Source organism: Marinobacterium mangrovicola, assembly GCF_004339595.1.
Classification (GTDB): domain Bacteria; phylum Pseudomonadota; class Gammaproteobacteria; order Pseudomonadales; family Balneatricaceae; genus Marinobacterium_D; species Marinobacterium_D mangrovicola.
In genome coordinates this window covers 570,921-583,339 of sequence record NZ_SMFU01000009.1, presented here as the reverse complement: position 1 = coordinate 583,339, position 12,419 = coordinate 570,921, and the positions used below count along the sequence as shown (strand labels likewise).

The following is a 12,419-nucleotide window of genomic DNA, read 5'->3' as shown; positions in this document are numbered from 1 at the left end:
TTGTGTCTGCTGCTTGGGCGTTATTGGCTCAGTCGAGCCAGCGGTTGATTCTGTCCAGCAGATGACTGTCTTCAGCGAAGGCTTCGGTGGCGCTGGTGCGGAAATGGCGCTCGTAGGGGATTAGCGATTTTCCGTCGTAGACGCTCTTCTCGCAGGGATCGACATAGATGATCCGCGCGGCGCCCTGGCTGCCCATGTAGGCTTCGGCGCAGAAGGCGATAACGCTTTCGCTGCTGCCCACCACCACAACCAGGTCTTCTTCGGTGAGGCTGTCCATCAGCCCGAACAGTTCCTGGTATACCGGCGCCATCTCGCCAAAAAACACCACGTTGGGTTTGAACTGTTTTGGTCGGTTGGCGTAGTCGAAAGCCTCGTAACCCAGGTGGAAGATCTCACGGCTTTCCAGGTCCACCATCTCCAGCAGGTTGCCGTGGATATGACGCACATCTGTGCTGCCGGCGCGCTCATGCAGATCATCCACGTTGGAGGTCATCAGAATCACGCGGTCGGGGTGAGCCTGCTGCACGGCGGCTATGGCTTTATGGGCCGGGTTTGGTTCTACTCCAGCCAGCGAGGTGCGGCGCTGGTTGTAGAACTGATGTACCAGCTCGTAGTTGGGTTCGAAGGTGTCGATATTGCAGACGTCCTCGATGGAATGGTTTTCCCACACCGCATCTGAGCCGGTGCGGAACGTGGGTACACCGGACTCGGCGGAGATGCCGGCGCCGGTGAAAAAGATGACTCGTCTCATCCAGATCCTCCTTTCAGGCCTTACAGACTATGCGCAGGAGTGATGGCGTCAAGCGGTGAAAGCGGCGGGTGTTCGGCCAGAAGCAGGGCGGGGCTTATAGTCGCAACTATTGAACGGAAGAGCGGCGCCCGTGGGGCGCCATCGTTGAGCCTTAGCGGCCGTCGAGCATACGGCCCAAGCCGCCAAGGACAGAACCCTCACCCTTGTCACTGCCGCCGGAGCTTGGCGCGCTGGCGATGATACGGTCCGCCATGCGTGAGAACGGCAGGCTCTGTAGCCAGACGGTGCCGTGCCCCTGCAGCGTGGCCAGGAACAGACCTTCACCGCCAAACACCATGGACTTCAGGTTGCCGGCGCGTTGAATGTCGTAGTTGATGCCTTCGGTGAAGCCTACCAGGCAGCCGGTATCGACCCTCAGCGTTTCGCCTTGCAGTTGCTTTTTCACCACGGTACCGCCGGCCTGGATAAATGCCATACCGTCACCTTCGAGGGTCTGCAGGATAAAACCCTCACCACCGAATAGGCCGGAACCGATGCGGCGGTTGAAGGCGATGCTGACCCGGGTGCCAAGTGCGGCGCAGAGAAAGGCGTCTTTCTGGCAGGTGATCTTCTCGCCGTAATCGGCCATGTTGAGTGGGACGATATTGCCCGGGTAGGGGGCGGAGAACGCAACGCGGCGTTTGCCGCTGCCGCGGTTGCTGAAATGGGTGGTAAAGATCGATTCACCAGTGAACACCCGCTTGCCGGCGGAGAAGAGCTTGCCCATAAACCCTTCATCCGGGTTGGAGCCATCGCCCATCTTGGTTTCGAAGTCGATCTCCTGCTCCATGTAGGTCATGGCGCCGGCTTCGGCGATAACCGTCTCGCCTGGATCCAGCTCCACCTCAACCAGCTGCATTTCGGAGCCGATCAGCTCGTAATCTACTTCATGACAACGCATAGCGATTTTTTCCTCCTTGTTCGGTCAGCCGGTGATCGATGGCGCCGGCACCTGTTATCGCGATTTTTCGAGTGCCGGTTGGTACCAGAGTTCACTCGGAACCTGTTGGATCGACGGGAGTTGAAACGGGGAGGCCAGATCGATAACGCGGTAGTCGCCCTGTTCGAGAAAACTCAGTGCCCTGCTCATCTCCGGACGCTGGCGCAGAAAACGTTCGAACTCGCCGCTTTCGTGCAGTTGCATCAGCCCGTAGAGGATGCGCTCCTGGAGCAGAGGTCTGCGTTTTGATACCGCTATGTAATAGGGACCTGTGTAGCGCAGGACCACTTTTTTATTTGCGACCAGACCTTCGGCGATTGGCAGTTGTAGCTCTTCCCAGATCTCGGCCACACCGCGGGGGAAGTAGTCGACACGACCCGCTTTTAGCATTCGCATCATGCTTACCATGTCCGATGTGGTAATAACGGACAGCTGGTTGGCTCGCAGTATATCGGTGTCGGCCCAGTCGCCGCCCTGGATAGCGACGTACTGCTGTAAATCTTCCAGTGACTTGACCGCTTCCAGGGCGGCCAGATTCTCCGGAGTTGTCATCATCACCCGGTAACCGAGCAGGCCGCGCATCAGCGGAAAGGGGACCACGAGCATTTCCGACTCGACCTCCTCGCTGGACATGATAAACATGACGTCCAGCAGTGCCCCATCCGTGACCAGTTGACGCACACGCCCCTGGGAAGGGGACATATCGGACCTTTGCAGCCTGTAAGGGCCGTACTTCTCCTCTGAGGCCTGCAGGCTTTTCTCTAGCAGGGCGAGAGGGTAATCAATCAACCCGTCAGTGGCATAGCGCACCAGGGTCGTCTGATCTGCACTCCAGGCCGGGCGTGGCAGAAGCAGTGCAAGGCTGATCAGGAGCGCTGAGAGTATTCGCATATGAGTGACTCCCGGGTATCCAGCATTCGGCTGAACTGTTCTGCTGGCATGGGGCGAGCGAAATGGTAGCCCTGCAGCAGCTCGCACTGCATCTCGCGCAGTGATTCGGCATGGCGGGCTGTTTCGACACCCTCGGCGACCACCGCCAGGCCCAGAGTGTGGGCCAGGTTGATGGTGGCCTCTACCAGCCTGAGAGTGCGATCGTCGTCATGCATATTGAGGATAAAGCTCTTATCGATCTTCAACGCCTGGAACGGGAAACGGCACAGATAGTTCATCGAGGCGTAGCCGCTGCCGAAGTCGTCGATCACCAGTGAGATCCCTTTGTCGGTCAGCTGCTGCAGCTTGTTCTGGATCAGGTCGTTACCACTCAGCAACAGCTGTTCGGTGACTTCGAGTTTCAGGGCTTTACTGGGCAGCCCCGAGAGCTGCAGCGCGTTGTTGACCACCCGGAGAAAGCCGCTGTCAGCCATCTGCAGCGGTGATACATTGACGTTGATGACGAAGTCCGGCTTTCGGTAGAGCCATTCGCTGGCCTGGATGCAGGCGCGTTGCAGAATCAGTTCACCGATCTCTCCGATCAGGTTCAGGCGTTCCGCCTCGCCGATAAACTCCTCCGGTGAGATCCAGCCGAGCTCCTCGTTATGCCAGCGGGCCAGGGCTTCGCAGCCGCTGATCTCACCGCTATCAGACTGGACCACCGGCTGGTAATAGACATCCAGCTCTTCCAGTATCTGTCCGCTTTTGAGCAGGGTAGAGATGCGCAGGCGTCGCGCCAGTGCTTCACTCATCTCCGGCTTGAAGAAGCGGAAGCTGCGGTCGCCACCGCGTTTTGACTGGTAGAGCGCAGCCAGGGCGTGTCGCATCAACTGGTTACCGTTGTCGCCATCATCCGGTGCCAGTGCGATGCCGATGTTCAGGTTGGCGTTGATCTGCTCTTTTCGCAGCCAGAGTGGAGTGTTGAATGTGTTCAGCAGGTTGCTGGCCAGGCGTTCGATACCGCCGCGCTGGTCGTCTTCCTCAAGCGGCAGGGCGCAGAGCAGTTCATTACCGGTGGTGCGGGCGAGCAGGGCGTCGCTGGGCAGGTTCTCCTCGATGATACTGCACACCTCCAGTAACAGCTGATCGGCATACTGCAGCCCAAGGGACTCCAGGACCTCGGCGTAGGACTGGATGGAGATCGCCAATACCGCCAGGTTGTTATCCTCGATCAGTTGTTCATCGATACTGGCCAGGGCCAGCTCGCGATTGGGCAGACCGGTGAGTAGATCATGTTCAAGCAGGTGGCGTTCCCGGGCTCGGGCCTCGCGCTGTTCGGTGATATCGATGGCGAAGAAAATGAAGAGCTCCTCTCCCTGATCCCTGAAGCGCCGGCAGCGGATATTGATCCAGGCGGGGCGTGCTTCATCGTAGGGCCAGAACAGTTCCTTTTCCCACTCTTCGGTGCTGCGAGTGTTTTTGATAACGCCGCGCAATCCTCCCTGCTCGGGAGCTATACGCTCGCCAAGCTGTTTCAGGGTCTGGCTGTCCACCTCTTCCCAGGGCTCTACACCGAGCAGCTGCTTAAAGGGGTTGTTGGCATACTGGGGCTGCTGGTCGGCATTGAAGATCAGCAGTGCAGCGCTGCCGGTATTGGCTGCCAGGGCCAGGCGCCGGTGCTCGGTGCTAATGGTCTTGAGCCGTTCGGCGTCTTCGATAAAGCGCTGGCGCATGGCGTTAAGGGCGTTACGGATCTGGTCCAGCTCATCGTCTCTCTGCGCCTGTGAGCGATCATAGACGAACGCCTGCGCCGGAGTGCTGAGGGTGATCTGGCTGGCGCTGTGGCGCAGTTTCAGCAGGTGGCGGAACAGCAGACGATGCAGAATCAGTAGAATCAGCGCCGAGACGATCAGCGTTTTCAGCCCCTGCAAAGCCACGATCAGCAGGGCCTCTCGCTGCAGGTTGTCATAGGCGGCTGAGCGATCAATCTGCAGTGTCAGTTGTCCCAGCGGGATAGAGCCGTCTGGAGTGTTTTGCTGCAGTGGATAAGTTTTTCGTGTGATGTGCTGAGAGCCCTGCGCCTCGCCGGCGCTGTAGCTGCTGCCTTCTGGCGTTTTCAGTGAAGCCTGGGCAATGTAGGGAAGGCGCTGGATAGACGTCAGATTGTAGGTAATAAGCTCTTCGTCCAGGCGCCAGACGGCATCCTGAAGGGACAGAATAAAGGTCGGTTCGGCATCTGCCAGTCGTGCATCCAGCTGATTCAGCTCGTCCTTGAAGCCGACGTAGAGCTGGGCGACAGCGACCAGCGCGGCAAACAGGCTGCTGGCCAGCAGAATGCTGGCGAGAATCTTCAGGGATAGAGGATGGCTTTGCCTGAGCTCCTGTAAGCGTCTCAGCATTCGTTATTATTTCCTCAAGGGTGCTCCGCTACGGATTACCAGGCCGCTATCGGTGGTTTCAGTGTAGACGAACCGAGACAGCCTTGGTTAGAAAGTTACCATGTTTACCGCCTGCATAAAGGCTGTTTTGTCGCTTATTTTTTGATCTGCGCAGAGTGGCCGAATGGGGATCAAGATGGAGCGGGGAAAGCAAGGCAGAGAACACAAGGCTGCCTGAGAGCAGGCAGCCAGAGGATAACAGCGCAGAACAGTGCGGATCAGGCGCGTGAGCTGAACTTGCCGGTTTCGGTGTTGATCTTCACCTTCTCGCCGACCTCCAGGTATTCAGGTACCTGGATCTCAAGGCCGTTGGCGAATTTCGCCGCCTTGGTGCGACCGGTAGCGCTGGCGGCTTTCATACCCGGCACGGTTTCAACGATTTCCATCACCACGACCGTCGGCAGCTGGATAGAGATCGCCTGACCGTCTACCAGGGAAACCATGATCCCTTCCATGTTTTCCAGCAGGAAGGGTACCTGGCTCTCGATCGCATCGGCTTCGATGCCGTACTGGCTGTAATCCTCGGCATCCATGAAGTAGTAAAGGTTGTCTTCACGGTAGAGGTAAGACGCGGTGCGGCGCTCCAGGGCAACGTCCTTGAGGATGTCGTCGCCGGTGTAGGTCGCTTCGTGCTTGCCGCCGCCGGGTAGCTGGCTGAAACGTACGCGATACAGCGTGGATGCGCCGCGGGCGGTGGGATTGCGGACGTCGATCTGTTGGACGACCATCAGCTTGCCGTCGATATCGACGACCTGGTTACGCTTGAGTTCGGATGCCTTGGGCATACACACCTCGAAAAACGTGTGGGTTAAAAGTTGGCGCCTATTCTAGCGCTGTTCCCGGCTGGCCAGGGAGTCAAATTTCACCTCTGAGCAGGCATGCCGGCGGTGTTTCAGCCTAATAGCCCCGCTGGTAATCCACCGTCTCGGGAATGTTGCCATCCATCAGGTAGACACTGACGTTCTGGCGCACGATTTCGCTGGCGCTGGCGATATCAGTGGGGCCGGAAATATGCGGTAGAACACTGATGGCGGAGTGCTCCCAAAGTTCGCTGGTGCCTGGCAGTGGCTCTTGGTCGAAGACGTCGAGCACGGCGTGCTCCAGGTGGCCGGCATCGAGTTGGCGCACAAGGGCGGCGTAATCAAAGATCGGTGCACGGGCAAAGTTGATGATGCTGGCGCCGGGTTTGAGCCGTGACAGGCGCTGTTCGTTCATCAGCAGGCGCGTGGCGTCGGTCAGCGGCAGCAGGGCGATGAGAATATCGCACTGCGGCAGCATCGCATCCAGGCCGTCACTGCCGGCGAAGTGCTCCACGTTGTCGATCTGCTTAGGGCTGCGGCTCCAGGCACACACCTTGAAGCCGTTGGCGAGCAGTGTCTCGATGGCCGCCAGCCCCAGATTACCGGTGCCAAGCACGCCAACGCGCTTCTGTGACGGTGGCTGATAGATATGCTGCTTCCAGTGGTGCTGTTGCTGCTGGCGCAGGTAGGTGGGGATCTGCCGATGCAGGTAGAGTGTCCAGGTCAGTACGCCCTCGGCCATGATCCGCGCCAGTTCAGGATCCTGCATACGCACGATGGGGATCTCGGCCAGTTCCGGCATGGACACCATCTTTTCCACACCGGCCCATAGGCTCTGCACCCATTTAAGGTTCGGGAAACGACGTAACTCCGCCGGTGTCGGGTTGGCAACGATGGCGAACTCGATACCTTGCGCCTGGGGGGCATCGATCTCCTCTGATGCGATGATCTGTTGCCCGGGCAGTACCCGGTTCAGGCTTTCCAGCCAGAGCTCAAGTTCCTCGGCATCGATATCGGCGATCAGCGGGATCAGCATGGTGTCTCCTGTTTAGCAGCCTGGGGATAGCAAACACTCGTGCTGTTGGCAGCACAAAAAAGGGGGCACAATGTGCCCCCTTGGGTGTATTACCGGTCAGCTTAACCGAGAATTTCCTCGATGGCACTGTGCAGTGCGGAGACCACCTTGTCGCACTCCTCCTTGCTGATGCAAAGCGGCGGCGCAAAGCCGAGGATATCGCCCTGCGGCATGGCGCGGGAGATTACGCCGCGGGCCAGCAGCGCTGCGGCCAGCTTGCCACCCAGGGCGCCAACGTTATCAAAGCGCTTGCGGCTGGCCTTGTCTTCGACAAACTCCACGGCCACCAGCAGGCCTTCGCCGCGCACCTGGCCCACGTTTTTGTGGCTGCCGACCGCTTCGATCAGTGCCTGCTTGAAGTAGGCACCGGTTTCACCGGCGTTAGCCACCAGGTTCAGCTCGTCCACCAGCTCCAGGTTGGCGACACCGGCTGCGGCACCGATCGGATGCGCGGAGTAGGTCCAGCCGTGACCGAAGGCGCCGAACTCGTCGGTACCCTGTTCCAGTACTTTCCACACCTTGTCGGCGACGATGGAGCCGGAAAGCGGCGCGTAGGCAGAGGTCAGGCCCTTGGCGATGGTGATGATGTCCGGTTTCAGTCCGTAATGCTCCGAGCCAAACATGGTACCCAGACGGCCGAAACCGGTGACCACTTCGTCGGCGATCAGCAGGATGTCGTACTTGTTCAGCACCTTCTGGATCGCTTCCCAGTAGCCCTTCGGCGGCGGAATCAGGCCGCCGGTGCCGAGCGCCGGCTCACCGATAAAGGCGGCGATGGTATCCGCGCCTTCCACTTCAATCAGTTTTTCCAGTTCGTTGGCGCAGTGAGCGGAGAACTCCTCTTCGCTCATATTGTCGTCCTGGCGACCGTAGTAGTACGGCGCTTCAGTGTGGACAACCTGGCTCAGCGGCAGGTCGAACTGCTTGTGGAAAAGATGCAGACCGGTCAGGGAGCCGGTGACCAGGCCGGAGCCGTGGTAACCACGCCAGCGGGAGATGATCTTTTTCTTCTGCGGACGACCCAGCACGTTGTTGTAGTACCAGACCAGCTTGACGTTGGTTTCGTTGGCGTCTGAGCCGGACAGGCCGAAGTAGACCTTGGACATATGCGCCGGTGCGCGGTCGAGGATCATCTTCGACAGGGTGATGGACGCTTCAGTGCCGTGGCCCACGTAGGCGTGGTAGTACGCCAGTTCGTTAGCCTGCTTGCTGATCGCATCGATCACCTTCTGCTGGCCATAGCCGACGTTGACGCAGTAAAGGCCGGCAAAGGCGTCGAGCAGGGTGTTGCCGTTCATATCATCGATGTAGACACCCTTACCGCCGGTGACGACACGGTTGGGTACATCACCGCGGGCAAAGCCGGCCAGATGTGTGGAGGGGTGGAAAAAGTTTTCGCGATCCCAGCTTTCCAGTGTGTTGATATCAGTCATAGCTACCTCCAGTAGTGATCCGGCCCTTAAAAGTCCCGGCAGACATATTTAATTTCAGTAAAAGCTTCAATGCCCTGGCGCGCGCCTTCACGGCCGATACCGGACTGTTTCATCCCGCCAAAGGGGATGGGTGCACCGGTAACCTTGGTGCGATTTACCGCGACCATGCCGTACTGCAACGCCTTGGTCAGGCGGTAGATACGGTGGGCGCTTTCGGTATGAACGTAACTTACGAGGCCGTATTCGGTGTCATTGGCGCGGCCGATCGCTTCCGCTTCGGTGTCGAAGGGGGCGATGGCAGCTACCGGGCCGAATGTCTCCTCATGGAAGATCTTCGCGCCGGTGGGTACATCCGCCAGCACCGTCGGTTCAAAGAACAGCGGACCGGCCTTATGTACCTTGCCGCCGGTCAGCACCCGCGCGCCTTTTTCGACGGCGTCGCTGACATGCTCTTCCTGTTTTGCCACCGCCTTTGCATTCATCAGCGGGCCGATCACCGGATCGTCGATGCCGGCACCGACCGTAAGCGCGGCGGTTTTCTCGGCAAAGCGCTGGCAGAACTCCTCGTAGATCGGGCGTTCCACCAGGATGCGGTTGGCGGCCAGGCAGTCCTGCCCGGAGGTGGCGAACTTGGCGTCGATGGCGCAGTCCACGGCGTGTTCCAGGTCAGCATCGGCGAACACCAGGAAAGGCGCATGGCCGCCCAGTTCCAGTACCAGGCGTTTTACCGTGTCGGCACTCTGGCGATAGAGCAGCTTGCCGATCTCGGTGGAGCCGGTGAACGACAGGGCGCGCACCTCCGGCATCTCTGTCCAGGGTTTGACCACGGTGGGTGCTTCGCCGGTAACCACGTTAAACACACCGGCCGGTACGCCGGCACGCTCAGCCAGCTCCGCCAGGGCCAGCGCCGAGAACGGCGTCTCCCAGGAGGGATGAGCCACCACGGTGCAGCCGGCCGCCATCGCTGCTCCGGCCTTGCGGGTCAGCATGGCAGAGGGGAAGTTCCAGGGGGTGATCAATGCCGCCACGCCCACCGGCTCGCGCCAGAGCTCTACCTCTGCATGAACCAGGTGCGACATGACGCTCTCGATATTGAGGCGCTTGCCCTCTTCGGCGTAGTACTCGAGAAAGCCGGCGGCATATTCGATCTCGCCGCGGGATTCGGACAGGGGTTTGCCCTGTTCCACGGTCATCAGCAGCGCCAGATCCTCTTTGTTTTCCAGCATCAGGTCGTACCAGCGGCGCAGGATGCGGCTGCGATCCTGGGGCAGCATCATCGACCAGTCGCCGAACGCCTTGTGCGCCACCTGCACGGCGGTGCGGCTCTGCTCTGCACTGAGGCTGGCGACGGAACCGATCCAGCTGCCATCAGCCGGGTTGGAAACATCGATCTTGGCGTCGCCGTCACCGGAACGCCATTCGCCGTCCACGTAGGCAAACTCCCGGAACAGCGTCGGGTCGTTCAATCGGTCGAGCAGGGCGTCGCGTTCGTGGCGTTTTTTTACTGACAGCATGATTCGTGTCCTCCCAATGGTATTCACCAGGTGATTGAACCCTGGCTGCGTTCTCCTCCGACTGTTCTTGGGTGGAGAAGGCGATGGATTCATTGTGGGTCAGAAACCGGCGAGGGGTTTTCTGAAATCGGGCTGTCCCGGGGAGAAACTCTCTTTTTTGCGGCTCGTCCGGGAGAGAGTTTCTCCCGGACTTTTTTGTTGCGAATAACTATTTGAATTAGAAAGGTATTAAACGACTTCAGCGATCACGTTCAGACAGTCACCGATCTTGATCAACGACGGCACATGGCGACAGATCACCATGCCATCACGAGGCGCCAGATATTCTGCCGGGGCGGTCGAGGAGGTGCGCTCGATGCTGTGAATACGGGCAATCACCTCGCCCTCACGGACGATATCGCCCATTGCGACACAGGGCTCCACCAGCCCTGCATGCTCGGAGAAGATAAACGAGCGAAAGTCCGGCATATCCAGGTTTATCGCTTCGGTATCGGGCAGGCGCGGTTCGCCCTTGAGGATACCGGCGTGAATCAGGAAGTTATCCACACCGCGGCGGGCGATATCGACGGTATGCGGGTAGGTGGTACCGCCACCACCGAGTTCGGTGGTGACAAACACCTTGCCGGATTCTTCCACCAGGGTGTCGTACAACCCGGCGGCGTCGATCTCCAGCATCTGCAGATAATAGGGCGCGCCAAACGCTTTGGCGGCGGCCTCGCAGGCGTTCTGCTGCTGTTTATCGTCGAGAATGTGGGAGGCCGCAAAGGGCACGAAATCCAGGGTCTTGCCGCCGGAGTGAATATCCAGCACGTAATCCGCCATTGGCACCAGGGTGCGGGAGAAGTAATCGGCGATCACCTCCGTCAGGCTGCCGTCCGGACGGCCGGGAAAAATTCGGTTCAGGTTGAGCTTGTCCACCGGCGATACGCGGGTGGCTTGCTGAAATGCCGGGAAGTTCATCGCCGGAATCACGATAACGCGACCCTGGAAGTTTTCGATATCGGTGCGGTTGGCAAAGTTGTACAGGGCGATCGGCCCTTCGTATTCATCACCGTGGTTGCCGCCGGTCATCAGCGCGGTGGGGCCATCGCCGTGTTTGAACTGGGTGACCGGGATCATCACCGCGCCCCAGGCGGAGTCGTCGCGGGAGTAAGGCAGGCGCAGAAAGCCGTGCTGGATGCCATCCTTGTCGAAATCGATCGTTGGCGTGATCGGGTTGTTACGCATAAATCAGCTCCAGAAATTGGCTGCGGTAAAACAGCTGGCCGTTGCTATTTAACGAACAGCTTGCGTGGTACGTGGGACAGCGTCAGGCCGCCATCGGGGGTGACCGTCATGCTTTCGGTGATTTCGAAGCCCCAGTCGTCAAACCACATGCCGGGCATGAAGTGGAAGCACATCCCCTCTTCCAGCACGGTGTCATCGATATCACGCAGGCTCATGGTGCGCTCGCCCCAGTCTGGAGGGTAGCTCAGGCCGATGGAGTAGCCACACCGGTTGTCCTTCTCGTAGCCGTGCTTGCGGATGTGGTTGGTGAACGCCGTGGCGACTTCGCCGCAGGTGACGCCTGGCCTGAACATATCCAGCACCATGTCGATGGCGTCCAGGATCACCGCTTCGATATCCAGATATTTCTGTGAGGGCTTGCCGAAGTGGATGGTGCGGCTCACCGGGCAGTGGTAGCGGTTATGCACGCCTGCCAGCTCCAGGCACATGCCGGTGTTGTTCTCGATCGGCGTATCGTCCCAGGTCAGGTGACAGGCGCTGGCCTCGGGGCCCGAGGCCAGCAGCGGCTGAATCGCAGCATAGTCGCCGTAAATATCCGGGGTGCCTTTGGTGCTGGCGTGAAGAATCTCCGCCACCAGATCATTCTTGCGCAGCCCGGGTTCGGCCACGTCGAGCACCCGCTTGTACACCTCCTCGATAACAGAGCCTGCGCGGCGCATGTACTCGATCTCCGCGGGCGACTTGACCGCACGCTGCCAGTTCACCAGGGCGGTGGCATCGACAAAGGTGGCGTCGGGCAGGCACTCCATGAACAGCTGCATGCCGCGATAGGTCTGGTAGTAGTTGTCCATCTCGCCACCGATGACGCCGGTGTCCAGCTGGCGCTGCTTCAGCACCTGGGCCAGATACTCGGTGGGGTGCACCTCTGCCGACTGAACGTAGTGGTCCGGGTAGGCGATGATGTCCTCTTCCGGCAGGTTGGTGGTGATATGCGCTGCTGGTGCGTCGATACCGCGGCCAAACCAGATCAACTCGCTGTCAGCGCTGATCACCACGCACTGGTAGACATAGAAGGACCAGGCGTCATAGCCGGTCAGCCAGCAGATGTTGGATGGATCGGCGATCACGAGCACGTCGATGCCATGGTCTATCATTGATTTACGGGTTTTTGCCTGACGCACAAGGTATTCACCCGCGTCAAAACGACGGCGACTTGGTTTCACGTGGATTCTCCCTGTCACGTTGAAGGGTTGAGATGTACACAAATGTTTTTCGTAGGTGCGCAGACATGGTGTCTATAGGGCATATGTTTAGTACGAATTTAATCGAATG

10 protein-coding genes are annotated in these 12,419 nt (G+C 59.2%); all 10 read right to left on the bottom strand.

Going from position 1 to position 12,419, the window contains the following annotated elements:
- Positions 1-28: 28 nt before the first annotated feature.
- The 10 genes from CLV83_RS15165 to CLV83_RS15120 all read right to left on the bottom strand — a co-directional run bounded on the left by CLV83_RS15165 (position 29) and on the right by CLV83_RS15120 (position 12,310).
- A complete protein-coding gene (locus tag CLV83_RS15165) occupies positions 29-751 on the bottom strand; it encodes an SIR2 family NAD-dependent protein deacylase (RefSeq protein ID WP_132294087.1) in 723 nt (240 codons plus the stop codon).
- Between the two features lie 151 nt (positions 752-902).
- Entirely contained in the window at positions 903-1,691 is a 789-nt protein-coding gene (locus tag CLV83_RS15160) for a TIGR00266 family protein (protein WP_207894910.1), read from the bottom strand.
- Positions 1,692-1,745: 54 nt separating this feature from the next.
- The gene (locus CLV83_RS15155) at positions 1,746-2,621 is read right to left on the bottom strand and encodes a type 2 periplasmic-binding domain-containing protein (RefSeq protein WP_132294081.1); all 876 of its coding nucleotides are present in this window, start codon (positions 2,619-2,621) and stop codon (positions 1,746-1,748) included.
- Complete coding sequence (locus CLV83_RS15150) at positions 2,597-4,999, bottom strand: bifunctional diguanylate cyclase/phosphodiesterase (RefSeq protein ID WP_132294078.1); 2,403 nt, start codon at positions 4,997-4,999, stop codon at positions 2,597-2,599. The genes CLV83_RS15155 and CLV83_RS15150 overlap by 25 nt, the downstream gene beginning before the upstream one ends.
- Before the next feature lie 257 nt (positions 5,000-5,256).
- Positions 5,257-5,823: an elongation factor P-like protein EfpL gene (efpL, locus tag CLV83_RS15145; protein ID WP_132294075.1), complete on the bottom strand. Its 567-nt coding sequence runs from the start codon at positions 5,821-5,823 to the stop codon at positions 5,257-5,259.
- 112 nt (positions 5,824-5,935) lie between these two features.
- Entirely contained in the window at positions 5,936-6,874 is a 939-nt protein-coding gene (locus CLV83_RS15140) for a 2-hydroxyacid dehydrogenase (protein WP_207894909.1), read from the bottom strand.
- Positions 6,875-6,975: 101 nt separating this feature from the next.
- Positions 6,976-8,346, bottom strand: a complete 1,371-nt coding sequence (locus CLV83_RS15135) for an aspartate aminotransferase family protein (RefSeq protein WP_132294072.1) — start codon at positions 8,344-8,346, stop codon at positions 6,976-6,978.
- 26 nt (positions 8,347-8,372) lie between these two features.
- Positions 8,373-9,860, bottom strand: a complete 1,488-nt coding sequence (locus tag CLV83_RS15130) for an NAD-dependent succinate-semialdehyde dehydrogenase (protein ID WP_132294069.1) — start codon at positions 9,858-9,860, stop codon at positions 8,373-8,375.
- A gap of 228 nt (positions 9,861-10,088) precedes the next feature.
- Positions 10,089-11,087: a N(2)-acetyl-L-2,4-diaminobutanoate deacetylase DoeB gene (gene doeB / locus CLV83_RS15125; RefSeq protein WP_132294066.1), complete on the bottom strand. Its 999-nt coding sequence runs from the start codon at positions 11,085-11,087 to the stop codon at positions 10,089-10,091.
- A gap of 44 nt (positions 11,088-11,131) precedes the next feature.
- Positions 11,132-12,310, bottom strand: a complete 1,179-nt coding sequence (locus CLV83_RS15120; RefSeq protein ID WP_132294063.1) for a M24 family metallopeptidase — start codon at positions 12,308-12,310, stop codon at positions 11,132-11,134.
- Positions 12,311-12,419: the final 109 nt, after the last annotated feature.